Genomic DNA, 24,736 nt, shown 5'->3' on the forward strand with positions numbered 1-24,736 from the left:
TCCGGCTACTCTCTCGTGCGAGGATCACGCTTGCGCGAAACCCTCGGAAATCCTCGTCGTTCGCAACCGGCTCTTGGCTCTGGCTGCTAATACCTTTGGTCGTGGGACCAATGAATCTGGGCCTTTACGGCCCATTAAGACTTGTATGGCGTCAACTTGAGCGCGGCCCAAGCGACTGTTCCGATTATCGCATGCATTCTCAGGAACACATGCGAGGCACATGACATAATCCAAACGTGCCCCACAACCCGCCCGTCAAGCGCCCCATCGGGCTCGCCATCTTCTTCATCATCGGTGGTTTGATCGCCCTCACCGCGGCTTTCCTCCTGACCGTCGACAAGTTCGCGATCCTCGAGGACCCGCAGGCCCAGCTTTCCTGCAACTTCAGTGTGCTGGTGGGCTGCAGCACCAACCTGGGATCGTGGCAGGGTGCCATCCTCGGTTTCCCCAACCCGGTGATCGGCTTGATGGCCTGGCCGGTCGTCATCGCGATCGGCGCCGCGATCCTGGCCGGGGCGCGGTTAGCCCGCTGGTTCTGGATCGCGCTGAACGTGGGCGTCACCGGCGCCCTCGCGTTCGTGATCTGGCTGATGGCGCAGAGCTTCTTCGAGCTCGACGTGCTCTGCCCGTGGTGCATGGTGACCTGGACGGTCACGATCCCAATGTTCCTAGCCGTGACGCTGCACAACCTCACGTCGGGCAACCTCCCAGCGGGGCCGCGCGTGCGGCGCCTGGCATCCGTCGCCTCCTCCTGGATCATTGTGATCACGATCGTCTGCTATCTGATCGCCGCCGTCATCGCCCAGGTCGAGATGGACTTCCTGAACCGCCTGTAATGGCGACCCTGCCCCCGTCCGGTTGAGACCCGGTGGTCGAGCTCCGGTGACGTGGCGGCCGGAGGTTGCCGCTCCGGGCATCCGTTGCGGTTGCTAACCTCGGAAATTTTTGCGACACGCCGCTCACGGCGCCACAACCGGCGTTTCCCGAAAATCTCCGCTTTTATGCGACGACGGATGCGTGCTGCGCGCCCCGCGACGGCTGTTCCCTTTCCACCACAATACGCGTTTGATCAGGTTATCCACAGGGCGCTGACAGGTGCCGATCTGGGGCATGGAATGTCAGTGGCTGCCCGTAGCGTTTGTCTCATGAAGTCCTCATACAGTGAGCAGCTAGAACGCCTGGGTCGTCACTTCGACGCCATCCGGGAGACCCAGGCGGACGCCGCCCTGGGTCGACGCCCACCTGGCCGAACAGGTCGATCAGGCCCGCCGGTTCGCCGAAGCCCTGGCCCGCGACGCGGCCCAGGCAGCCGTAGACAAGGCCAGGGAGGGACCCCGGCCGAGGGGGGAAGGGGGGGTACACAACCACCGGGTTTCGACCGGCAGAGCCATCGGCCGGCTCAGCCAGCACCGCGGCTCAGCGCGTGGTTACGGTTCCGCCGAGAGAGGCGACCGCCCGCAGCAGTCGGGGACCCTCGGCGACCCAGGCCACGAGCATCACGACCAGGGATGCGGCGAAGATCCAGAATCCGGTCCAGCCGTCGTCGCTCTGCGCCGCGTACATGTGGTTCAGGTTGCGCAGGGCACCGGTGGCGAACACCAGCGTGACGTGGATCACGATGAATGCAAGGAAAAAGACCATCACGCCCACGTGCACGGCCCTGGTCGGGCGCAGCGGGATCAGTTCTCCAAGCCGGCGCGACGTGCAGAGCGGTGACAGACGGATGCCCGAGGCCAAGGCGAGCGGCGCGGCCACGAACACGATGCTGAAGTAGCTCAGAGTTTGTAGCGCGTTGTAGTTCACCCAGCCGTCGGTGATCGGCCAGTCCAGTGAGGCGTACTGGAGGGCGGCCGAGAGTGCGTTCGGAATGATGTCCCAGCTGACCGGCACGATGCGCACCCACTGACCGGTGACGAACAGCAGCACGTAGAAGACGATCCCGTTGAGTACCCAAAGGGCATCCACCGCGAGGTGCAGCCAGAGGTTGATGCCCAACCGGCGGGGGGCACGTCGGGTTCGAAAAAGGCCGGTGTTGCGCCGGGTCCAGAACATGCTCGGGCGCCCGGCCGTGCGGATCTGCCAACCCGAACGCACGATGAAGAGCAGGAAGAAAACATTCAGGCCGTGCTGCCACGCCAGCCACGCGGGGAAGCCGACGGGGGCCCACGACGGCAACGGCGAGGCCCCCGGGAAGTCGACCAGGAACTCCTGCGCCATCGGCAGGGAACGGATGCCCCGGGCGGCGAGCACGACGGCGACCAGCAGGATGATCGCCAGCGGGATTGCCCAGACCAGATTGAACCAGGGGTTCCGGGCATGCGGCATGGTGAGGCTTTCTAGTCAGACGAATCAAAGAGGATGTCGGCACATGCTCAGCGGGGCTCTGCCATCATCGGCCATTCTGCGACAGCGGTGCGCTTGGTGCACAAAGCAACGACATCTGGTACCGACGAGAACAGCCGCCTCCAAGCATCCGGTCAGTGGCTGTTCCCCGGTCGGTACGGGTCAGTCGAACCAGAGGGCCAGTTCGCGGTCGGCCGACTCGGGCGAGTCGGAGCCGTGCACGAGGTTCTGCTGCTCCTTGGTGCCCCAGTCTCGGCCGAAGTCGCCGCGGATGGTGCCGGGAGCCGCGGTGGTCGGGTCGGTTGTGCCGGCCAGGGAGCGGAAGCCCTCGATCACGCGTTCGCCGGCGATGCGCAGCACGAGGATCGGACCGCTTTCCATGAACTCCACGAGAGGTTCGAAGAACGGCTTGCCCTGGTGCTCGGCGTAATGCTCGGCCAGCAGGGACCTGTCGGCCTGCACGAGCTTCGCGTCGACGAGGGAGTACCCCTTCTGCTCAATGCGACGCAGGATCTCGCCGGAGAGGTTGCGGGCAACGCCATCCGGTTTGACCAATACGAGCGTTTCCTGGACCTGGGTGCTCATGAGTTCTCCTTCTCGTTGTTCTCGTTGTTGGGAAAGTTCTGGTTCTGGTTGTCGATCCGGGAGCCGGCGATCATGCAGTACGTCCACATGGCGGCGAACATGCCGCCGACGAAGAACATGGCCGGATTGAGGAAGCCGGCGGCCACCATGATCAGCTGGAGGATCCAGCCGACCACGTAGGCCCACTCGTAACGGAGCAGCGCGAGCACGGCGACCATGGCCAGCCCCAGCACGGCTCCGCCGCCGAGGGCGAGCCACGGCGGCAACGCCTGCAGACCGAAGATCACCAGGGCGGCGAGGGCAACCACGATGACCTCGAAGCCGAGCACGATCGTCGCGAGCGTGCGCTTCACCGAGCGGGGAGCGGACGTCATTTCGCCAGCCATTCCCGTGCGTCGGCCAGAATGATGGCTTCGCCGACGAGGGTGATCGACCCGGTCACGATCACAGCCCGCTTGGGCGACTCGAGGGCCCAGTCCCTGGCGGAGTCGAGGGCCTGCGCGAGGTCGTCGAACCGGACGGTTGTCTCCTCGCTGCCGAGGTCGGCGATCAGATCGGCGAGGTCGTCGACGCCGATCGCGCGCTCGGACTGCGACTGTGTGACGTGGAACCGCACCACCTTGGACTGCAGCGCGGTGATGATGCCGGTCGCATCCTTGTCGGTGAGGATGCCCACCACGGCCACAATCTCGTCGAAGTCGAAGTAGTCGGCCAGTGCAGTGCTGAGGGCGGCCGCTCCGTGCGGATTGTGCGCGGCATCCACCAGGACGGTCGGTGCGATTCCGATCAGTTGCAGGCGTCCGGGCGAGGTGACCTGCGCGAGGCCCTCCTCGACCAGGTCATGCGAGAGCGCCGTGGTGCCGGCCCCGAGGAAGGACTCGACGGCGGCGATCGCGACGGCCGCATTCTGCGCCTGGTGCGTGCCGTACAGCGGCAGGAACAGGTCCGAGTAGGTGCCGGCGAGGCCGCGCACCGAGATGAGCTGCCCGCCCACGGCGACCTGGTTTTTGAGCAGGACGAAATCCTCGCCCTCACTGGCCAGGGTCGATTCGGTCAGCTCGGCGGCCCGCTCGAGTTCGGCCTGCGCCGCCTCGCCCTGCCGGGCGGAGACCACGGCGGCGGACGGCTTGATGATGCCGGCCTTGGTGCGGGCGATCTCGGCGATCGTGTTGCCGAGGCGGAGCGTGTGGTCGAGGGCGATGGGCGTGAACACGGCCACCTGCCCGTCGGCGACGTTGGTGGAATCCCACTCGCCGCCCATGCCGACCTCGATCACGGCGACGTCGACGGGGGCGTCGGCGAAGCAGGCGAAGGCCAGCACGGTGAGCGCCTCGAAGAAGGTGAGCACGTCGTCGCCTGCCGCCTCGAGCTCCGCGTCGACCATGGCCAGGAAGGGTTCGATGTCGGCCCAGTTCGCGGCCAGGGCCTCATCGGTGATGAACTCCCCGTCGATCACGATGCGCTCGTTGAGCCGCACCAGGTGCGGGCTCGTCATCAGTCCGGTGCGCAGCCCGTAGGCGCGCACGATGCTCTCGGTGATGCGGCTCGTGCTGGTCTTGCCGTTGGTGCCGGTGATATGGATCACCGGGTAGACGGTCTGAGGGTCACCCAGCAGTTCGAGCGCCCGCCGGGTCGGGGCCAGACGCGGCTTCGGCGCACCCTCGCCCACGCGGGCGAGGAGGGCGGCGAAGACGGCGTCCCCGGCCTCACGGCCGGCGTCGGAGGACTGGCGCGGCCTCTTCGATCCGGGCTCCTTCGATCCGGGCTTCTTCGATCCGGGCTTCTTGGGTTCAGACATGGACGAGTCCGTTCTCTCGGGCGACGGCGACCAGGACGGTCCCCCGGTTGGCATAGTGACCAGCCTCGTAAAGCACGTAGTGCTCGACGGGGAAGCCGACCAGGCTCTGCAGCCATTCGGCCGGCAGACCGTGCGCCAGGCTGTCATCGGACACCTCGGTGGCCACATGGGTGGCGAACCGGAGGGTCAGGGTCTCCGCAGCGACGTCGACGCCGGCCGCAAGGGCGAAGGTCGCGGCGTCCTCGGCGGAGTAGAAGACGAGGTCGAGACGGATGCGGTCGCTCACTTCGAATCCGGCCGACTTGCGGGTGTCCTGCACGGCGCGGATCAGGTCGCGGGCGAAGCCCTCCGCCTCGAGTTCCGGGGTGGTCTGCGTCTCCAGCAGCACGAAACCGCCGCCCGCCAGGAGCGCCAGAGCCGGGGCATCCGCCGCCGTGTCGTCAGCGACGGCGGAACCGTCGGCCGGACCGGTCTGCAGCACGAGTTCGTACTCCCCCGCGGCGAGCGGGGTACCGCCGGCGGTGACTACGCCGTCGGTTTCGCTCCAGTCGCCGGCGCGGGCGGCCTTGATGACCTGCTGCACCTGCTTGCCGAGTCGCGGGCCGGCTGCCCGGGCGTTCACGGTGAGCCGGGAGGTGATGCCGTAGGCGCTCGCGCTGTCGTCGGCCAGTTCGACCAAACGCACGCTCTTCACATTCAGCTCGTCGCGCAGGATGCCCTCGAACGGGGCCAGGGCCGCCGTGTCGGTGGTGACCACGGTCAGAGTGGCCAGCGGCAGACGCACGCGCAGCCCGGACTGCTTGCGCAGTGACAGCACGGTGGAGCTGATGGTGCGCACCTGGTCCATCGCGGTGACGAGAACGGCATCGGCCGGGAACAATTCGGCGTCGGGCCAGTCGGTCAGGTGCACGCTGCGACCGCCGGTGAGGCCCTGCCAGATACGCTCGGTGACGAGCGGGAGCATCGGGGCGGCCACCCGCGTCACCGTTTCGAGCACGGTGTAGAGCGTGTCGAAAGCCTCGTTTCCGGTGGATGAGACCGTCGAGACCGAGACAGAGGCCCCGGCGCCGGCCCAGAACCGGTCGCGCGAGCGGCGAACGTACCAGTTGGTGAGCACGTCGGCGAAGTCCCGGATTCGAGCGGTCGCCTGGGTGCTGTCGAGGTTCTCGAGGTCGGCAGTGACCTCCACGATCAGATCGCGGGTCTTGGCCAGCAGGTAGCGGTCGAGCACGTCGGTCGAGTCGGTGCGCCAGGTGGCGTCGTAGCCGTTCTCGCCGGACGCGTTGGCGTAGAGGGAGAAGAAGTACCAGGTGCTCCAGAGCGGGAGCATAACCTGGCGGGTACCCTCGCGGATGCCCTCCTCGGTGACGATCAGGTTGCCACCGCGCAGCACGGAGGAGCTCATCAGGAACCAACGCATGGCATCCGAGCCGTCCCGGTCGAACACCTCGTTCACGTCGGGATAGTTGCGCAGCGACTTGGACATCTTCTGGCCGTCGTTGCCGAGCACGATGCCGTGGCTGACCACGTTCTTGAAGGCCGGACGGTCGAACAGGGCGGTGGAGAGCGTGTGCAGCATGTAGAACCAGCCGCGGGTCTGGCCGATGTACTCCACGATGAAGTCGGCCGGGTTGTGGCTGTCGAACCAGTCGGCGTTCTCGAACGGGTAGTGCACCTGCGCGAACGGCATCGAGCCGGAGTCGAACCAGACGTCGAGCACATCCGTGATGCGCCGCATGGTGGACCGCCCGGTGGGGTCGTCGGGGTTGGGTCGGGTGAGCGCGTCGATATAGGGGCGGTGAAGGTCGGTGGGGCGCACGCCGAAGTCCGCCTCGAGCTCGTCGAGCGAGCCGTAGACGTCGACGCGCGGATAGTCGGGATTGTCGCTCTTCCAGACTGGGATGGGCGAACCCCAGTACCGGTTGCGGCTGATCGACCAGTCGCGGGCGTTGCCGATCCACTTGCCGAACTGGCCGTCCTTGACGTTCTCCGGCACCCAATTGATGTCCTGGTTCAGGTCCACCAGACGCTCGCGGAAGTCCGTGACGCGCACGAACCAGCTCGACACGGCCTTGTAGATCAGCGGGTTGCGGCAGCGCCAGCAGTGCGGGTAGGAGTGCTCGTAGCTGGCCTGGCGCAGCAGGCGCCCCTCATTCTTGATCAGCTGGGTGAGCGGCTTGTTCGCGTCGCTCCAGAGCTGGCCGGCGACCTCGGGCACGTCGGAGAGGAACTTGCCGCCCGCGTCGAGGGAGATGATCACCGGGATGCCGGCGGCCATGGAGATCTTCTGGTCCTCCTCGCCGTAGGCGGGCGCCTGGTGCACGATGCCGGTTCCGTCGGCGGTGGTGACGTAGTCGGCCACGACGACGGTCCAGGCGTTCTCGGTGCCCCAGACCGCGGTGTCGGCGTAGTAGTCGAAGAGGCGGTCGTAGCTGACGCCCTCCAGGGCGCTGCCGAGAACCGTGCGGGAGATCGCCGCGGTCGCCTCTGCCGCCGAGTCGTAGCCGAGGTCCTTGGCGTAGTTGCCGACCAGGTCGATCGCGATCAGGTATTCGGCGCCGAAAACCTCGGTGGTTGCGACGCATGCCGCGGCATCCGCCCCGGAAACGGCCTCCCGCAGCACGGTGGCGTCCGGGGTGCCGTTCGGCCCGGCCGGCACGACGGCATAGACGATCTCCGGGCCCACGGCGAGCGCCAGGTTCGTCGGGAGGGTCCAGGGGGTGGTCGTCCAGGCCAGGGCGCGCACGGCGGTCAGCCCGAGGGCTTCGGCCTTGGCGCCGACCAGCGGGAAGGTGACCGTGACGGTCTGGTCCTGGCGCATCTTGTAGACGTCGTCGTCCATGCGCAGTTCGTGGTTGGACAGCGGTGTCTGGTCGCGCCAACAGTACGGCAGCACCCGGTAGCCCTCGTAGGCCAGGCCCTTGTCGTGCAGGCGCTTAAAGGCCCAGATCACGGACTCCATGAAGGTGATGTCGAGCGTCTTGTAGTCGTTCTCGAAGTCGACCCAGCGCGCCTGGCGGGTGACGTACTCCTCCCACACCTTGGTGTACTTGAGCACGGAGCTGCGGGCGACGGCGTTGAAGGCCCCGATGCCCATCTTCTCGATCTCGCTCTTGTCGGTGATGCCGAGCTCGCGTTCGGCTTCGAGCTCGGCCGGCAAGCCGTGCGTGTCCCAGCCGAACCGGCGGTGCACCTGCTTGCCGCGCATGGTCTGGAAGCGCGGGAAGAGGTCCTTCGCGTACCCGGTCAGCAGGTGGCCGTAGTGCGGCAGCCCGTTGGCGAACGGCGGGCCGTCATAGAAGACCCACTCGGGGGCATCCGCACGGTTGTCGATCGACGCCTGGAAGGTGCCGTCGGCTTTCCAGAACGCGAGCACCTCGGTTTCGATCTGGGGAAAGTTCGGTGAGGGCACGATGCCGCCGGGTTGGGCGGGAGAAGCGGACTGCTGGCCTTTGGGGTACGTCATGTCTCTCCTGGACGAGTCGGGCAGGTTGTGTCATTCACAGATCTGCCCCTGTTCCACGAGGACGCCGACTCCGAACGGGATTCGCCGCGGTACCACCTCGCTTGTCTCCCGGAGCCGAGGCTTCGGAAAACCGCTTGTTCTGAGGCTGTGACGGGCCCGACCCGTTCGGTTCTACTGAGAACCACCGCGAGGGTGGTTGCCGTTCTTCCGAAGACTCACCGGTGATAGCCGGATCACAGTCCTACTTGAAAAGTCTACCCTGCGCCTACCCCCGGGTGTACAGCGCGCGGTGCCCGCACACGTCTGCTCAGCGAACAGCTCTCCTGTGTTCTACGATGGTCCTCAATCATTTTATTTGTGGACCCCGTCCAACACGTGCCCGAGGCCCCTAATCTTGCGGGTCCAGCAGGTGCACACTCGGCCCATCGGGCGCCGCGGAAAGAGACCCATAATGCACACTTCGGGGTACACCCATCGCACAGCGCGCACCCTGACCGGGCTGGTCGGCCTCGCCGCCACCGGCATCCTGCTCACCGGCTGCGCCACCGCTGAGTCCCCCGAAGCCACCCGGCCTCTCACCGGCGGCACGTTGACCTACGCATCCGGCGACGCCGAGCCCACCTGCCTGGACCCGCACGTGGGCGGCAACTACCCGCAGGCCCTGGTCAGCACGCAGTACCTTGAGTCGCTTGTGTCCCGCAACGCGGACGGTGAGATCATCCCCTGGCTGGCAGATTCGTGGACCGAGAGCGCCGACGGGCTGGCCTGGGACTTCACGCTCGCCGCCGGCGTGAGTTTCACCGACGGCACCCCGCTCGACGCCGCCGCCGTGCAGGCGAATATCGCGCACATCCAAGACCCGGAAACGGCCTCGTCGACCGGCTACCTCGCTCTGGGGAAGGTCACCGGCACCGACGCGGTCTCCACCAACGTTGTGCGCCTTACGCTCAGCGAACCCGACAGCGCCCTGCTCGAATCCCTGTCACAGCCGTGGCTGGCGATCGAATCGCCCACCGCGCTGGCCCGGAGCCAGGACGAGAACTGCGCCTCCCCGGTCGGCACCGGCCCCTTCCAGGTCGAGAAGTGGGTACAGCAGGAATCGATCACCCTGGTGCGGAACGAGAAGTACAACTCCCCGCCCGCGGATGCCGCGCACACCGGGCCTGCCTACCTCGACTCCATCGTCTGGCGCTTCATCCCCGACTCCGCGTCCCGCTACGCGGCTCTGCAGTCCGGCGACGCCGACGTGATCGACAACGCCCAGCCCGACACCATCGTGCAGGCCGAGAAGAGCGACACCATCGTGCACCTCGACGCCCCTCGCCCGGGTGCCTCGAACCGAATCGAACTGAACTCCGGCCGCGCGCCCTTCAACGACCCGCTCGTGCGGGAGGCGTTCATCCGCTCGGCGAATGTCGACGACGCCGTCACCAGCCTCTTCCGGGGCACGGCCGAGCGCTCCTACTCCGCCCTCTCCAGCGTCGAACCCCTCGCCGTGTCGGGCCCGGACCTGTTCGCGTACGACCCTGAGGCTGCCTCGGACCTCCTCGATTCCGCCGGCTGGACCGAGCGTGATTCCAACGGTTACCGGGTGAAAGACGGCGTGCGCCTCACGGTCGACTTCCCGGTGAGTACGAACCAGTCCATTCCGGCGGAGCAGTCCCTGTTCGAGCAGATCCAGGCCACCGCGAAGAAGACCGGCTTCGAGGTTCTGCTCAGCCCGATGGACCTCTCCAGTTGGTACACCGCGCTGGGCGAGAACGACTACGACGCCGTCAGCGCGCCGTACACGAAGGTCGGACCCGACGTTCTGCGCATCCTCTTCCACTCCGACGGGATCACCCCGGCACCCAGCGGCTACTTCGCCAATCACGCCCAGGTGAACGACCCGGCCATCGACGCCCTACTCACCCAGGCCGGCCAGGTGACGGATGCCGATGAACGCGCCGCCCTCTACGCCGACGCGCAGAACCAGGTGCTCGCGGGCTTCTACATCCTGCCGCTCTTCGACCAGCAGAACCACTACCTGCTCGGCACCGATGTGGTGGGCGCGCGGGCGCTGCCGACCGTGTCGACGCCCACGTTCTACGATGCGTGGCTGAAGTAGCGCGGGCAGCCCGGGTCGTCCTGGCCCGCCTGGGAGGGGCGGTGCTGGTGCTCTGGATGGTGGCCACGCTCACCTTTTTCGCCATCCGTCTGATTCCCGGAGACCCGGCCGAGGCCATCCTGGGTGGCCCCGGCTCGCAGACCTCCCCGGAGGCGCTCGCCGCGGTGCGGGCGGAATACGGGCTCGACCAGCCCGTGCTCGTGCAGTACCTGGCACAGTTGGCTCGCCTGGCCACCGGGGATCTTGGCCGCTCCTACTCACTGGACCAGGACGTCGCCCCGCTCCTGGTCGGCCAGCTCGGCGGCACCCTGCTGCTGGCCGTGCTCGCCCTCGCTGTGGCCTGGCTGCTCGCCCTCGGGCTGGCCACCTGGTCGACCCGCGGCGGGCGCGTCGCCTGGTACCTGGGCTCCGGTCTGGAGATCGTGGCTGCCGCGCTCCCTCACTTCTGGCTCGCGACAGCGCTGATCGTGTTGTTCAGCGTCTGGCTGGGCTGGCTGCCGCCGATCAGTACCTCCGGGGTTTCCGGGCTGGTGCTGCCGGTGCTCACCCTCGCCGTGCCGCTGGCCGGGTTCCTTGGCCAGATCATGCGGGAGTCCCTGCTCACCGCGCTGGAATCCCCATTCGTGCTCTCCGCCCGCGCCCGGGGCGAGAGCGAACGCGGGGTGCGCTGGGTGCACGTGATCCGGCACGCGTCACTGCCAGCGATCAGCCTCTCCGGCTGGGCATTCGGCTCCCTGATCAGCGGGGCAGTGGTGGTCGAGACCATCTTCGCCCGGCCGGGCCTCGGCCGCACGCTTCTGAACGCGGTGACCGTGCGCGACGTGCCGGTCGTGGTTGGTGCTGTGCTGATCGTGGCCGTCGGGTACATCCTGATGACCCTGTTCACCGATTTGGCCCAGCGCATCGCCGACCCGAGGCTGCGGGCACGATGAGCGACCTCGAGATCCAGGCCGGGCTGGGCCGGTCGCCGCGCACCGGCGCGCCCCAGTCGCCGCGCGCGCCCCGCATTCGCCGGTTCGGCGTGGCCGAGGTCCTGGCGGGCCTGTTCGCGCTGTTCCTGGTCACGGCGGCATTGTTCCCCGCGCTCGTAGCGCCCGGCGACCCGCTCGGGATCGACCCGCTGTCCGCGTTTCAGACCCCCTCACCCGCGCACTGGTTCGGCACCGACGAGTCCGGCCGGGACATCTATACCCGGGTCAGCCACGGCACCGGCAGCTCCCTGCTGATCGGCACCCTCGCCACCGTGATCGGCCTCGGCCTGGGCCTCGTGCTCGGCACCCTGGCCGGTATGCTCGGCCCGGTCGTGGACTTCACCGTGAACCGGTTCCTCGAGGTGCTGTTCGCGTTCCCCGGCCTGCTGCTGGCCCTGCTCTTCATCCTGATCTTCGGGCCGGGCGTTGCCACGGCGACCATCGCCGTGGGCCTGGCGACCGCTCCCGGCTACGCCCGCATCATCCGCGGCCAGCTCTTGTCGGTGCGGTCATCGGCCTTCGTCGAGGCGGCGACCGTGCTCGGGCGCAGCCCCGTCCAGATCCTGATGCGCCACATCCTGCCGAACACGCTCGCGCCGCTGTTCGTGCTCGGCACCCTCGGCATCGGTCAGGCCATCGTCTGGGCGTCGGCGCTGAGCTACCTCGGCCTGGGCTCGGCGCCGCCCGCCGCGGAGTGGGGCGCGATGCTCTCCGCCGGGCGCACCTACATCGGCTCGGCCTGGTGGATGAGCTTCTTCCCCGGGCTGTTCATCGTGCTGACGGCGGTGTCTGCCACGGCGCTCGGTCGCGGCATCGAGCGACGGGTGAGGCGCGCGTGAGTGACGAGAGCGGCGTGGGCGCTTCGGTGGGCGCGCCAGGCGAGGGTGACGGCGGGGTTGCCCCGGCCGTGCGGGTGCAGAACCTCGTCGTGGGCTTCGGACCGCAAAATGATACCGACCCGGTGCTGAACGGCGTCTCGTTCGAGGTGGCCCCCGGGGAATGCCTGGCCCTGGTGGGAGAGTCAGGCTCGGGCAAGAGCGTCACCGCGCGCAGCCTGCTCGGCCTGGTCGGCGGCAACGCCTGGGTGCGCGCCGACGAGCTGAGCCTCGCAGGCTCCGACGTGCGCGGACTCTCCGAGCAGAGCTGGCGCCGGCGGCGCGGCCGCGACGTGGGCCTGGTGCTGCAGGATGCCCTGGTGTCGCTGGACCCGCTGCGCCCGGTGGGCCGGGAGATCGCCGACTCGCTGCGACTGCACACCCGCCTCGGTGCAGCGGCGCGCCACGCCCGGGTGCTCGAGGTGCTGGCCCGGGTGGGCCTGTCCGACGCCGGCAACTCTGTGCGGAAGCGCGCGGGCGAACTCTCCGGCGGCCAGCGCCAGCGCGCCCTGATCGCGGCCGCGATCGCCCTGGACCCGCCACTGCTGATCGCCGACGAGCCCACGACGGCGCTCGACGTCACGGTGCAGGCACAAATCCTGGAGCTGCTGACGGGTCTGAAACGCGCCGGCACCGGCATCCTGCTGATCAGCCACGACCTGGCCGTCGTCGGCCGCATCGCCGACCGGATCGCTGTGCTGAGCGAGGGACGGATCGTGGAACAGGGACCGGCGCACGCGATTCTGACCCGGCCGGAGCATCCGGTCACCCGGCAGATGCTCGCCGCGATCCCGGTCGACAAGCCGCGCGGGCTGCGCCTCAGCCCGCGGGCCGCGGCCCCGGTGTCGCCCGCCGCCGCGCCCTTTCTCGCTCTCTCAGATCGTGCCGACCCTGTCGCTCCCCGCAACACGGTGCTGGAGGCCACCGGCCTGGTCAAGCGCTTCACCCGGCCCGACGGCACCGAGCAGCTCGCGGTCGACGGGGTCTCGTTCCGGCTCGAACGCGGCACGACGCTCGGCATCGTCGGCGAGTCCGGCTCCGGCAAAACAACGACGGCCCGCCTCGCGCTGGCGCTGACCCGGCCGGACGCCGGCGAGGTGCGGGTGCTCGGGCAGCCGTTCAGCGCCGCCTCGGAGAAGGAACGGCGGCTCCTGCGGCCCCGGCTTGGTGCGGTCTATCAGGATGCGCTCAGCTCCTTCGACCCGCGGCTGAGCGTCGAGCAGGTGCTCCGGGACGCGGTCGGCGGCGGGCGCACCGGGCGCGGCGCGGCATCCGCCTCGGCTGCCACTGCTGCCACTGCCGCCACTGCCGCCACTGCGGCCACTGCCTCGGCTGCCGACCGGCTGCGCGTGCTGGCGCTGCTCGACGCGGTGGGTCTGCCGCAGGGGCTGCTTGGCCGGCGGCCGCTGTCCCTCTCCGGCGGGCAGCGGCAGCGGGTGAGCATCGCCCGGGCGCTGGCGTCGGGGCCGCAGATCCTGATCTGCGACGAGCCCGTGTCGTCCCTCGACGTGACCGTGCAGGCCCAGGTGCTCGACCTCCTCGACGAGCTGCAGCGGAACCTGGGCCTCAGCCTGCTGTTCATCTCCCACGACCTCGGGGTGATCCAGCACGTCAGCGACCAGGTCGCCGTAATGCTGGACGGCCGTATCGTCGAAACCGGCGCAACGGCCCGGGTCTTCGCCGCGCCGGAGCATCCGTACACGCAGACCCTGCTCGGCGCGGTCCCCCGGATCGGGTTCTGACCCTCGAGCAACTCCGTACCGAACGAATTCGACGGAGATTTTGCCCGAAACGCCTTGTTTGAACCCGAGAACCGGCTCCCAGAGCAAAATCTCCGTCGAATTGGTTAGACCACCGCCTGATACGGGGGCTCACCCCTTTAGTTGACGTGCAGCACCACCGGCGGCTCGACCTCGCCGCGCCATGCCTCGATGCCCTCCTTGATCGCGAACCCGGCGATCACGAGGGCGGCGAGCGAGTCCGCCCAGGCCCAGCCGAGGAGCGCGTTGGCCGCCAGCCCGAGCAGCATCGACCCGGACAGCCACGCGCAGAGCAGCAGCTGCCGGGCGTCGGCGATCACGCTGGCACTGCCGAGCTCCGCGCCGGTCCGGCGCTCCACGCCTGCCACCCCGGGCATGATCACGAGGCTGAGGCACGCGATGACGATGCCCAGTGGGCTGGGCGCCGCCTCGACAACCCCGGCGAAGCTCAGGCCGGCGGCCAGGATCACGTACCCGGCGAGGGTGAAGAACGCGATCGCGATGGCGCGGAGGGCCGGTTTCTGCCAGCGCTCAGGATCGCGACGGGAGAACTGCCACGCGATGACCGCGGCGGAGAGCACCTCGATGACGGAGTCCAGGCCGAAGGCGATCAGGGCGGTCGAGGATGCCGCGGCGCCCGCCACGATCGAGGCGACGGCCTCGAGCACGTTGTAGCCGATCGTGAAACCCACGATCCAGCGCACCGTGCGGCGCAGCACCGTGCGACGGGCCTCGGACAGTGTTCCCGGGTCATCCATGGCACCCCTTCCCGCTCCAATCCTGCCACTCATGGCGAGGCCCGGCCGGGCGCTGCAGGCGCTCCGGCAGCCTGGTGACGGCCGGAGTCGGCGGACGACGGGGCATCCGGTAAGTTGGATAAGGCCCAATACTCAGGCACTTCACCAACGACACGGTGCCGCACAGATCGAATCGGAGAAACATGACCGCCGCCAACGTTCCGGAAAAACCGGCCCTTGAAGGCCTCGAAACCAAGTGGGGCGGCTCGTGGGAAGAGGCCGGCACCTACCGTTTCGACCGTGACTCGGCCACGCGGGAGCGTATCTTCTCCATCGATACCCCGCCGCCGACCGCTTCCGGCTCCCTGCACATCGGCCACGTCTTCTCTTACACCCACACGGATGTCATCGCCCGCTTCCAGCGGATGCGCGGCAAGAGCGTCTTCTACCCGATGGGCTGGGACGACAACGGCCTGCCCACCGAGCGGCGCGTGCAAAACTACTACGGCGTGCGCTGCGATCCGTCGCTGCCCTACGCCACCGAGTTCACCGCCCCGTTCGAGGGCGGAGACGGCAAAAGCACCAAAGCCGCCGACCAGCTGCCGATCAGCCGCCGCAACTTCATCGAGCTGTGCGAGCGCCTCACCATCGAGGACGAGAAGCAGTTCGAGGCCGTTTGGCGCATGCTGGGCCTGAGCGTCGACTGGGCCCAGACCTACCGCACGATCGGCAATGACTCCCTTGTCACCTCCCAGTCCGCCTTCATCGGTAACGTCGAGCGCGGTGAGGCCTACCAGGCCATGGCCCCCACCCTCTGGGACGTCACCTTCCGCACCGCGGTCGCCCAGGCCGAGCTCGAAGACAAGGAGATGCCGGCGTTCTACCACCGGGTCGCCTTCGCCAAGCCCGATGGCGGCGCCATCGAGATCGAGACCACCCGCCCGGAACTGCTGCCGGCCTGTGTGGCGCTCGTGGCGCATCCGGACGACGAGCGCTACCAGGCGCTGTTCGGCACGACCGTGCGCACCCCCCTCTTCGACGTGGAAGTGCCGATCCTGGCCCACCACCTCGCGCAGAAGGACAAGGGCAGTGGCATCGCCATGATCTGCACGTTCGGCGACGTCACCGATGTGATCTGGTGGCGTGAACTCGACCTTCCGAACCGCGCCATCATGGGCTTTGACGGCCGCATCATCGCCGAGGCGCCCGAGGCGATCACAAGCGAGGCCGGACAGGCCGCGTACGCGCAGCTGGCCGGCAAGACCGTCTTCTCCGCCAAGGCAGCCGTGGTCGACTTGCTCCGCATCGGCGGCGACCTGATCGGCGAGCCCCGCGCGATCGTGCACCCGGTCAAGTTCTTCGAGAAGGGCGACAAACCGCTCGAGATCGTGTCGACCCGTCAGTGGTATATCCGCAACGGCGCTCGGGACGAGGAGCTGCGCGCCCGCCTGTTCACGCACGGCACCGACCTGCAGTGGCACCCGGAGTTCATGCGTGTGCGCTACGAGAACTGGGTCAACGGCCTCACCGGCGACTGGCTCGTCTCCCGCCAGCGCTTCTTCGGCGTTCCGCTGCCGATCTGGTACCCGCTGGATGCCGACGCGAACCCGCTCTTCGACCAGCCCATCGTCGCCACCCGCGAGACGCTCCCGGTCGACCCGTCCTCCGACACCGCCCCGGGCTTTGCTGCCGAGCAGCGCGGCCAGGCGAACGGCTTCGTCGGCGAGGTCGACGTGATGGACACCTGGGCGACCTCCTCCCTGACCCCGCAGCTGGCGGGCGGCTGGGAGCGCGACCCCGCACTGTTCGATCTCGTCTACCCGTACTCGCTGCGCCCGCAGGGCCAGGACATCATCCGCACCTGGCTGTTCTCCACCCTGCTGCGCTCCGAGCTGGAACACGGCGTCTCGCCGTGGCAGCACGCAGCCCTGTCCGGCTTCATCGTCGACCCCGACCGTAAGAAGATGTCCAAGTCCAAGGGCAATGTGGTCACCCCGGCAGACATGCTCGAGCAGCACGGTTCGGATGCCGTGCGCTACTGGGCCGCGTCGTCGCGCCTCGGCACCGACGCCGCCTTTGACCCCAAGAACCCGACCCAGATCAAAATCGGGCGTCGCCTGGCGATCAAGATCCTGAACGCGTCAAAGTTCATCCTTGCCTTCGACGGCGCCGCCGACGCCCCCGTGACCGAGCCGCTCGACCAGAGCATGCTCGCTCGGCTCAGCGTCGTCGTCGGCCACGCCACCGCCGCGATCGAGGGCTACGACCACGCCCGTGCGCTGGAACTCACCGAGAGCTTCTTCTGGACGTTCTGCGACGACTACCTCGAACTGGTCAAAGAGCGCGCGTACGGCGAAGCGGGAGCCGGCCAGGCTTCGGCCGTCGCCGCCCTGCGCACCGCCCTGGCCACCCAGCTGCGCCTCTTCGCCCCGTTCGTGCCGTTCGCGACCGAGGAAGCCTGGTCCTGGTCCAACGAGGGGTCCATCCACCGTACCCCCTGGCCCGTTCAGACCGAGCTCGGCGGAGGGCAGGGCGGCAACGTGGCCCTGCTGGACCTGTGCAGCCGGGCGCTGACCGGCATCCGCCGCGCGAAAACGGATGCCAAGGCATCCCAGAAATCCGCCGTTGTTTCTGCTGTAATTAGCGGTACGGCTGCAGAGATTGCCCTGCTCAGGCAGGCTGCAGCCGATCTGAGGGCCGTTGGCCGCATCTCGGAGTTGGTTTTTATTGAGGGCAGCGAATTGGCTGTCACTGACATCGTGCTCGCCACGGTGCTGGAGAACTAGGAGAACCGAATGTCAATCAAGGTACGCGCGCTCGGCGACAAGGACTTCTTCTCATGGCTGGGACTCTTCGAGGGCTACAGCGAGTTCTACAAGAGCGAACTGACTGATCAGAAAGCGCTCCAGGTCTGGAGCTGGATCATCGACAAGAACGAGTCTCTCGCCGGTGCCGTGGCTGTCGACGAGGACGGCGAGTTCGTCGGCTTCGCCCATTACCGCGAGGTCCCGAGCACCCTGACCGCCACTCGCGGACTGTTCCTGGACGACCTGTTCGTGTCGCCGGACTCCCGCAGCACGGGCGTCGGCCGGGCCTTGATCGAGTTCGCCAAGGAGTGCGCCGCGGCGGACCGTCTCACGACCGTGCAGTGGCTGACCGCCGCCGACAACGAGACCGCGCAGCGCCTGTACGACGATGTGGCCACCCGCACGGACTGGGTCACCTACGAGATCGAGCTGTAAGTGAAGATGGGAACCCGCTGGCCTCTGGGTCACCCGGCGCCGGCCGGGCTGCCTCATGTGGTGGAAATCGCCATCCGTGCGGTCGAAGAGGACCTCACCGCGCTGGCGGAGGACTCCAGCGCCTGGCGCTGGACACTGACCTGGCTCGAGGGCAACCCCGTGCTCGAGCTCGACGACGGCACGATCATCCGCTATGACCCGGGCGAGGACAGTGCCACGATCACGCAGCCGTCGATCGTGCTCGACGACGAAGACGACTGGATCTAACCTCTGCTGACCGGCATTCCGGTACTCCGCGGGGCCACTCCGCACCCCGTGGTCGTGCGTCAGCGTGAGAGTCGTTCGACGCCTGCTGCCTCCGATGACAGGGACTGCTCCCAGCGGAACAGGGCGGCGACCCCCAGGCCGCCGGCGATGCTGACCGCCGCGAGGGCGGCGTCCCCCGGCGTTGCCGCGGCGCGACACTGCCGCAGCAGCCCCAGTACCAGCAGGGCTCCGCTGGCGCCGAACGGATGCCCGAGGGCCAGCGCTCCGCCCTCGCGGTTGGCGTGCTCCTCCGCAACGCCGAGCAGATCGAGGGATGCGAGCACCTGCGCCGCGAACGCCTCGTTGAACTCGATCCGAGCCAGGTCGGCCCCGGTCAGGCCCTGCCGGAGCAGCACGAGGCGCGCGGCCTCGGCGCCGGCGATGCCGAGGAAGTTCGGGTCCGTGCCGGTGACCGCGGCGTCGACGAAGGATAACCAGCCGGTCAGTCCGAGTTCGCGTGCCCGCCGGCGGCTGGTGACCAGGACCACGACGGCGCCATCGGCATCCGCGCAGGAGTTGCCGGCGGTGACCGTTCCTCCCGGCCGGAAGACCGGCGCGAACCGGGCCAGCAGGGCCTCAGTCAGACCCGGGCGGGGACCCTCGTCGACGAAAACCGGGCCGGCCTCTGTCGGCAGCGGCACGATCTCGGGGGCTGGCACGGCGGCAGCCGTGGCGGCCAGCCGGTGACTGCGGAGGGCGAAGGCGTCCTGCCGCTGCCGGGAGATGCCGTAGCGGTCGGCCACGTTCTCGGCGGCGACGCCCATGTCGGGGTCGCCGATCGAATCGGGGGCGAAACGCACGCGATCGAAGAAGTCCGGCTGCCCGGCGCTCGAGGTGAGCCGGTGCGCACGCAGCGGGGCCGTGCTGCAACTCTCGACTCCCCCGGCAAGGTAGAGGTCGCCAGCGCCGGCGGCAACCAACCGGCAGGCCAGCACGATGGCCTCAAGGCCGGAGCCGCACTGCCGGTCGATCGTGAGGCCGGGAACGGAATCCGGCAGACCGGCCGTCAGCGCGGCGAGGCGGGCAACATTGCCGCCGCCGCCCGCCGCGTTGCCGATGATGACGTCGTCGATGGCAGCCGGGGACACCCCGCCGCCGGACACCACGGCGTTCAGCACGGGGGCCAGCAGGTCTTCGGCACGGGTGTGCGCGAACACCCCGTTGCGGCGGCCGAAGGCGGTGCGGCGGGCAAGAACGATCACGGGTTCCCGGGCAGCGTCGGTTGGCGGGCCGGCGTGCGAATCGACGGTGTCGGCGCTGGGAGCAGCGGAGCCGTCGGCACCGACCGCGTCCGGCCGGATTGGGTCAGCGGAGCGGGCGCACACGACGGTCACCCTCCTCGATCCAGCGGCGCAGCATCACCCGGCTGAGTTTACCGGCCGAGGTGAGCGGCAGCTCCGCCAGGGCGTAGTAGGCGCGGGGCCGGTGGGGCGCGGCGAGCAGAGCCGCGACGTATGACCGGATGCGCGCGGCATCCGTCTCGGAGCCCGCGATCACGGCGGCCACCACGCGGGTCCCGCGAACGGGGTCCGGCAGACCGGTGACGACGGCCGCCTCCACGCCGGGAAGGCCGCGCAAAGCCGCTTCGACCTGCTGCGGGTAGACGTTGTGCCCGGACGTGACGATGAAGTCGGCGCGGCGGCCGAGGTGGTGCAGCACGGCCGCCGGGTCGAGGAAGCCGATGTCGCCGACCGTGCACCAGTCGACCTCGCGGCGGAACGCCTCGCCGTCGTCGCCCCAGGCGTACCCGCCGCCCACCAGAAGGCTGCGCACGAAGATGGTGCCCGGGGTGCCGGTCGGCAGGGCGCGTCCCGCGTCGTCCTGGATGCGCACCTCCACGCCGGGCAGAGCCCGCCCGACGGCGGTCGCCGAGATCGGCGACACCTCGCCGGGACGCAGCACGGATGCCGTCACGAAGCTCAGTTCGGCCGCCCCGTAGTACTCGAACACGCTGGCGTCCGGCGCCCAGAGGCGCAGCATCGACAGGGTTCCCGGGTCGAGTTTGGCCCCCGCACTCACGATGCCGGTGAGCCCCCTGCCGGTGGGGGGCCTGCCGTCCGTGCCGACGGACAGCGCGTGCGCGGCGATCACACGCAGCACGGTCGGCGCCGCCACGATCCGGGTGATCTGCTCGACAGTGACACAGGCGACAGCGGCGGCGGCGGAGAAGCGGGGCAGAGCGAAGAAGGCGGAGCCGGTGTGCAGCGATTCGGCGAAAGCGTAGAGGCTGAGGCTGGCAGAGAGCGGGCCGGGCGCCAGTGTGCGGTCGTGCCGAGTCAGGCCGAAGAACTCGGTGCCCAGCGCGAACGAGCGCTGCCAGGAGGCTCGGCTGCGCGTGAATGCCTTGGGTACGGAGGTCGTGCCGGAGGTGAACCCGTAGAGGAAGTCCCTGTCGGGTGGACCGTCGCGCAGCTCCGTGCCGAGCAGGGGCGCGCCGGCGGCGACCCGTCCGTCCAACCCGGCGGTCCTCGCCAGGCTGCTCTCGACCACCCTGCGCTGCGCCTCCGGCCAGTCAGGGTTGAGAATCGCAGAGCAGCGGCCTTCGGCGACGCCCGCGGCGAAGGCAACGGCGAACGCGGTGCCGTGGGGCAGGCAGACGCTGGAGATCCGGGGCGTCGCGGGCAGGATCGCCGCCGCCGCATCGCGGAGCTCGGCGAAGCTGATTCGGTCGGCGCCGACCGCGACGGCGGTGGCGTCGGGCTGAACCTGGGCCCAGTGTTGGAGTCGGTCGAGGAACGGCACGGGCTACTTCCTGGCGACGATCTCGCCGTGTGGGATACCGCACCAGCCATCGGGGTCGCCGGCCCACTGCAGCCATGCGGCTTGCATCATCCGAAGGTCGGCGAGGTCGGCCGCGCCCACCTCGATGGCGTGTGCCGCGAAGTCGGACTCGATCACCCGCTCGGCCCAGGATTGCCCCCACCACTCGCGTTCGACATCCGAGGCGAAGCACCAAAGGGATGCCGAACTCGCCACGTCGGTGAACCCGGCCTTGCGCGCCCAGGCTTTGAGAGCGCGCCCGGCGTCGGGGTCGCCGCCGTTCCAGTACTGCACGTCGCGGAAGGCGCTCTCCCACAGCTGCAGGCCCTGAAGCTTCGGGTAGTACATCACTCCCCCGGAATCGACGTCGCGGGCGGCGAGGATTCCGCCCGGTCTCAGCACGCGCCGGAACTCCCGCAGCGCGGCGACGGGGTTGGCGAGGTGCTGGAGCACCTGGTGCGCGTGCACGATGTCGAAGCTCGCGTCGGCGAAGCCGAGCGCGTAGGCGTCACCCACCCGGAACGACACGTTCCGCACCCCCTCATCGAAGGCCAGCCCGGCTGCGCGCAGCACAATCTGCTCCGACGCATCGATGCCGGTGACCTGACCGGGATACAGCCGGCGTGCCAGGTCGACCGTGACCGTGCCCGGACCGCAGCCCACGTCGAGCAGGGTCAGCCCGGCATCCAGGTGTGGGATCAGGTAGGCCGCCGAGTTGGCCACCGTGCGCCAGGTATGCGAGCGCAGCACGCTCTCGTGATGCCCGTGCGTGTACTGCTCCCGGGGCGCGGTCTCGGGGCGTGCCGGCTCGTCGATCATGAACCGATCCTAGGCGTGCGGGGGAATACTCCGACAGACGAAATGTGGATGTGACAGGGTAAACAAATGAACCCCTTCGCCAGCATCAGCACGCTTCCGTTCGAGCTGCCCCCGTTCGCGCTGATTGCGGAGGAGCACTACCGGCCGGCGTTCCTGGACGGTATGTCCGAGCAGTTGGCCGAGATTGCGGCGATCTGCGCGAGCGCGGATGCCCCCACCTTCGACAACACGATGGTTCCGCTCGAGCGCAGCGGACCGTTGCTGACCCGGGTGGCCGAGGTGTTCTTCAACCGGAGTTCGTCGGACTCCAGCGACTTCACCAACGCCCTCGAGGAGGAACTGGCCCCGCTCCTCGCGGCGCACGCGGACGCCATCCGTCTGGACCCTGGCCTGTTCACCCGGATCGCCGCTCTGCAGGAGCAGCGGGACCGGTTGGACCTGGAGCCGGAGGAGCGCTACCTGATCGAGCGGTACTTCACCGAGTTCACGCTCGCGGGCGCGGGCCTCGGCGACGACGACAAGGCCCGGCTGCGTAACTACAATAAGCGGCTCTCCACGGTCACCACCCGGTTCGAGAAGAACCTGCTCGCCGACACCATCGATCTGGCACTCGTGCTCGACGACGTGAGCGAGCTGGATGGCCTCACCCCCGGTCAGATCTCCGCCGCGGCCGAGGCCGCCCACGAGCGCGGCCTGACCGGGCGTTACGTGATCACTCTGGTGCTGGCTACCTCGCACCCCTACTTGGCACAGCTGACGAACCGGGGTGTGCGGGAACGGCTGCTGGCCGCCTCACGGTCCCGGGGCATCCGTGGCGGGCAGTTCGACAACCGCGCCCTCGTGCTGGAGATCTCGCGGCTGCGTGCCGAGCGGGCCCGGCTGCTCGGATTCGACAGCCACGCGGCCGGCGTGACCGCGGACCAGACGGCGAAGACCCCGGAGGCGGTCGCCGACATGCTCGGGCGCCTCGCGCCGGCGGCAGCCCGGAATGCGCGCGTCGAGCAGGCCGACCTGCAGGAGCAGATCGATGCGGACGGCGGGGACTTCGAGCTCGCCGCCTGGGACTGGGCCTTCTACACGGAGAGGGTGCGGCGAGCCCGCTACGACGTGGACACCGCGGCCATGCGCCCCTACTTCGAGTTCGAACGGGTGCTGCAGGACGGCGTGTTCTACGCGGCCAATCGGCTCTACGGCGTCACCTTCACCGAGCGACCCGACCTCGTCGCCTGGCACCCCGGCGCGCGTGTGTTCGAGGTCGCCGAGGCCGACGGCTCGCCCGTGGGCCTGTACATCATCGACGTCTACACCCGCGACTCCAAGCGGGGCGGCGCCTGGATGAACGCCCTGGGCTCCCAGTCGACGCTTATAGGTACCCCCACGATCGTCTGCAACAACCTGAACGTTCCCCGGCCGGCGACGGGCGAGCCCACCCTGCTCAGTTTCGACGAGGTCGTCACCCTGTTCCACGAGTTCGGGCACGCCCTGCACGGCCTGTTCGCGCGGGTCACCTACCCGAAATTCGCCGGCACCAATGTGTACCGCGACTTTGTGGAGTTCCCCAGCCAGGTCAACGAGATGTGGATGCTGTGGCCCGACGTGCTCGCGAACTATGCTCGTCACCACGAGACCGGGGAGCCCATGCCCCAGGACCTCGTCGACCGCATCCACGCCTCGTCCACCTTCAACGAGGGCTTCTCCACCAGCGAGTACCTTGCGGCGGCCCTGCTCGACCAGGCCTGGCACCGCATCGAAGCCGACGACAGGGTGACGGATGTCGCCGCGTTCGAGGCATCCGCCCTCGCCGCCGTGGGGCTCGACAATCCTGCCGTGCCGACCCGCTATTCCAGCACCTACTTCGCGCACACCTTTGCCGGCGGCTACGACGCCGGCTACTACTCCTACATCTGGAGCGAGGTGCTGGACGCCGACACCGGCGAGTGGTTCGCAGAGAACGGCGGGCTCACCCGGGCCAACGGAGACCGTTTCCGGTCGCGGCTGCTGAGCGTGGGCGGCAGCACAGACCCGCTCGCCGCCTACCGCCATTTCCGCGGTCGTGACGCCGACATTCAGCCGCTGCTCGACCGTCGCGGCCTGAACTAGCACCGTCCGGCACTGCCCGGCCCTGCCCGGCCCTGCCCGGCCCTGCCCGGCGCCCTAACGCCCCGCCCCTGAACCAATTCGACGGAGATTTTACGGAAACCGGCCGCTTTCGGCCCGTGTAGGCCCGATTTCGGCAAAATCTCCGTCGAATTCGTTAGGGGGCAGCGACGGCAGTGGGTGAGAGCGGCCGGGGGGCATCCAGCCGAGCCAGAGCATGACCACGCCGCCGATGACCAGCCCCCGAACGCGGAGCCGATGCCCAACACCGAAACGCCCGACGCGGTGACCAGGACGAGGCAAGCCGCCCCGGAGGCAGCCGTGGCGATCCACCGCTTCGGGCCGTCAGGATGCGCGTCGGGGCCGGCCATCGGCGCGGTCGTGATTGCCGTCAGGGTGATGCCGAGCGCGCCGACGACCGATCCGACCGCGTTCGCCAGACCGGAGCCGACCAGATCGCGCAGGGCGGAGGCTGGTAGCCGAACGTCGATGATCGCGGCCACGGCCATGGTCGCCGGCACCATCCACGCGCGCGCCGGCTTGCCCGCGGCGAGCCAGACCAGAACAACCGGCACCGCGAGCAGCGGCTGCTGCACGGCTGCCGTCACCGGGGCCGGGCAGATCGGGAACAGGATGCCGGCAAGCATCGCACTGGCGATCGGCTTCGGGATACAGCACGCCGTCGATGCCGACCAGCAGGCAGGGCGCCAACAGCACGGATGCCGTCTGCGAATCGGTCGCGCCCACGACCTGCAGCCCGGCGATGACGAGCACGAATGAACCCGCGAATCCGGTGACCGCCGCAACGACGCCGACGAAAGCGGGCTGGTACACGGCGGCCCCCGGGCCCAGTTCGGTCGGGTGCCGAAG

The 24,736-nt window shown here is 68.8% G+C and carries 20 protein-coding genes; 10 read left to right on the forward strand and 10 right to left on the reverse strand.

Features of this window, described 5'->3' with window-relative positions:
- Window positions 1-236 precede the first annotated feature (236 nt).
- Window positions 237-836: a vitamin K epoxide reductase family protein gene (locus E3N86_RS12830; RefSeq protein WP_241973036.1), complete on the forward strand. Its 600-nt coding sequence runs from the start codon at window positions 237-239 to the stop codon at window positions 834-836.
- A 580-nt stretch (window positions 837-1,416) separates the two neighbouring features.
- Here E3N86_RS12830 and E3N86_RS12835 read toward each other — a convergent pair.
- The 5 genes from E3N86_RS12835 to ileS all read right to left on the reverse strand — a co-directional run bounded on the left by E3N86_RS12835 (window position 1,417) and on the right by ileS (window position 8,192).
- A complete protein-coding gene (locus tag E3N86_RS12835) occupies window positions 1,417-2,325 on the reverse strand; it encodes a cytochrome b/b6 domain-containing protein (protein WP_134512109.1) in 909 nt (302 codons plus the stop codon).
- A gap of 180 nt (window positions 2,326-2,505) precedes the next feature.
- Window positions 2,506-2,928: a nucleoside-diphosphate kinase gene (gene ndk, locus E3N86_RS12840; protein WP_104103399.1), complete on the reverse strand. Its 423-nt coding sequence runs from the start codon at window positions 2,926-2,928 to the stop codon at window positions 2,506-2,508.
- Window positions 2,925-3,302, reverse strand: a complete 378-nt coding sequence (locus E3N86_RS12845) for a DUF4233 domain-containing protein (protein ID WP_158250313.1) — start codon at window positions 3,300-3,302, stop codon at window positions 2,925-2,927. The genes ndk and E3N86_RS12845 overlap by 4 nt, the downstream gene beginning before the upstream one ends.
- Window positions 3,299-4,726: a folylpolyglutamate synthase/dihydrofolate synthase family protein gene (locus E3N86_RS12850; protein ID WP_134374178.1), complete on the reverse strand. Its 1,428-nt coding sequence runs from the start codon at window positions 4,724-4,726 to the stop codon at window positions 3,299-3,301. Before E3N86_RS12850 ends, E3N86_RS12845 begins: the two co-directional genes overlap by 4 nt.
- Window positions 4,719-8,192: an isoleucine--tRNA ligase gene (gene ileS / locus E3N86_RS12855; RefSeq protein ID WP_134512110.1), complete on the reverse strand. Its 3,474-nt coding sequence runs from the start codon at window positions 8,190-8,192 to the stop codon at window positions 4,719-4,721. Before ileS ends, E3N86_RS12850 begins: the two co-directional genes overlap by 8 nt.
- A gap of 451 nt (window positions 8,193-8,643) precedes the next feature.
- Between ileS and E3N86_RS12860 the strand changes: the two genes are divergently transcribed.
- Genes E3N86_RS12860 through E3N86_RS12875 form a run of 4 tightly spaced genes read left to right on the forward strand, consistent with a single transcriptional unit; the run spans window position 8,644 to window position 13,887 of the window.
- Window positions 8,644-10,299: an ABC transporter substrate-binding protein gene (locus E3N86_RS12860; RefSeq protein WP_134374182.1), complete on the forward strand. Its 1,656-nt coding sequence runs from the start codon at window positions 8,644-8,646 to the stop codon at window positions 10,297-10,299.
- Window positions 10,287-11,231 (forward strand): ABC transporter permease, encoded by a 945-nt coding sequence (locus E3N86_RS12865; RefSeq protein ID WP_255409047.1) that lies wholly within the window; start codon window positions 10,287-10,289, stop codon window positions 11,229-11,231. Before E3N86_RS12860 ends, E3N86_RS12865 begins: the two co-directional genes overlap by 13 nt.
- Window positions 11,228-12,109, forward strand: coding sequence for an ABC transporter permease (locus E3N86_RS12870; RefSeq protein ID WP_104103383.1), 882 nt, complete (start codon window positions 11,228-11,230; stop codon window positions 12,107-12,109). The genes E3N86_RS12865 and E3N86_RS12870 overlap by 4 nt, the downstream gene beginning before the upstream one ends.
- Complete coding sequence (locus E3N86_RS12875) at window positions 12,106-13,887, forward strand: ABC transporter ATP-binding protein (protein WP_241986113.1); 1,782 nt, start codon at window positions 12,106-12,108, stop codon at window positions 13,885-13,887. Before E3N86_RS12870 ends, E3N86_RS12875 begins: the two co-directional genes overlap by 4 nt.
- Before the next feature lie 137 nt (window positions 13,888-14,024).
- Here the strand turns inward: E3N86_RS12875 and E3N86_RS12880 are convergent, their stop codons facing one another.
- On the reverse strand, window positions 14,025-14,663 hold the full coding sequence (locus E3N86_RS12880; protein WP_104103381.1) for a cation transporter: 639 nt from the start codon (window positions 14,661-14,663) through the stop codon (window positions 14,025-14,027).
- A 182-nt stretch (window positions 14,664-14,845) separates the two neighbouring features.
- On the opposite strand from E3N86_RS12880, the gene valS reads away from it, so the two are divergent.
- Genes valS through E3N86_RS12895 form a run of 3 tightly spaced genes read left to right on the forward strand, consistent with a single transcriptional unit; the run spans window position 14,846 to window position 18,151 of the window.
- Window positions 14,846-17,428: a valine--tRNA ligase gene (gene valS / locus E3N86_RS12885; protein ID WP_104103378.1), complete on the forward strand. Its 2,583-nt coding sequence runs from the start codon at window positions 14,846-14,848 to the stop codon at window positions 17,426-17,428.
- Between the two features lie 9 nt (window positions 17,429-17,437).
- Window positions 17,438-17,884, forward strand: a complete 447-nt coding sequence (locus E3N86_RS12890; RefSeq protein ID WP_104103375.1) for a GNAT family N-acetyltransferase — start codon at window positions 17,438-17,440, stop codon at window positions 17,882-17,884.
- 6 nt (window positions 17,885-17,890) lie between these two features.
- The gene (locus E3N86_RS12895) at window positions 17,891-18,151 is read left to right on the forward strand and encodes a hypothetical protein (protein WP_233191554.1); all 261 of its coding nucleotides are present in this window, start codon (window positions 17,891-17,893) and stop codon (window positions 18,149-18,151) included.
- Window positions 18,152-18,210: 59 nt separating this feature from the next.
- On the opposite strand, the gene E3N86_RS12900 is transcribed toward E3N86_RS12895, so the two are convergent.
- Genes E3N86_RS12900 through E3N86_RS12910 form a run of 3 tightly spaced genes read right to left on the reverse strand, consistent with a single transcriptional unit; the run spans window position 18,211 to window position 21,769 of the window.
- Complete coding sequence (locus E3N86_RS12900; protein WP_370295505.1) at window positions 18,211-19,515, reverse strand: acetyl-CoA C-acyltransferase; 1,305 nt, start codon at window positions 19,513-19,515, stop codon at window positions 18,211-18,213.
- Window positions 19,496-20,932 (reverse strand): class I adenylate-forming enzyme family protein, encoded by a 1,437-nt coding sequence (locus E3N86_RS12905; RefSeq protein WP_134512111.1) that lies wholly within the window; start codon window positions 20,930-20,932, stop codon window positions 19,496-19,498. Before E3N86_RS12905 ends, E3N86_RS12900 begins: the two co-directional genes overlap by 20 nt.
- A gap of 3 nt (window positions 20,933-20,935) precedes the next feature.
- Window positions 20,936-21,769, reverse strand: coding sequence for a methyltransferase domain-containing protein (locus tag E3N86_RS12910; protein WP_134343131.1), 834 nt, complete (start codon window positions 21,767-21,769; stop codon window positions 20,936-20,938).
- A 66-nt stretch (window positions 21,770-21,835) separates the two neighbouring features.
- Here E3N86_RS12910 and E3N86_RS12915 point away from each other — a divergent pair, with 66 nt between their 5' ends.
- Complete coding sequence (locus E3N86_RS12915; protein WP_104103364.1) at window positions 21,836-23,869, forward strand: M3 family metallopeptidase; 2,034 nt, start codon at window positions 21,836-21,838, stop codon at window positions 23,867-23,869.
- Here E3N86_RS12915 and E3N86_RS12920 read toward each other — a convergent pair.
- Window positions 23,866-24,513, reverse strand: coding sequence for a benzoate/H(+) symporter BenE family transporter (locus E3N86_RS12920; protein ID WP_134512112.1), 648 nt, complete (start codon window positions 24,511-24,513; stop codon window positions 23,866-23,868). The two genes, E3N86_RS12915 and E3N86_RS12920, sit on opposite strands and share 4 nt — an antisense overlap.
- On the opposite strand from E3N86_RS12920, the gene E3N86_RS17165 reads away from it, so the two are divergent.
- Window positions 24,500-24,646 (forward strand): hypothetical protein, encoded by a 147-nt coding sequence (locus tag E3N86_RS17165; protein ID WP_166785992.1) that lies wholly within the window; start codon window positions 24,500-24,502, stop codon window positions 24,644-24,646. The two genes, E3N86_RS12920 and E3N86_RS17165, sit on opposite strands and share 14 nt — an antisense overlap.
- Window positions 24,647-24,736 lie beyond the last annotated feature (90 nt).

It is taken from the genome of Cryobacterium sp. Hz7 (genome assembly GCF_004402815.1).
Lineage (GTDB): Bacteria > Actinomycetota > Actinomycetes > Actinomycetales > Microbacteriaceae > Cryobacterium > Cryobacterium sandaracinum.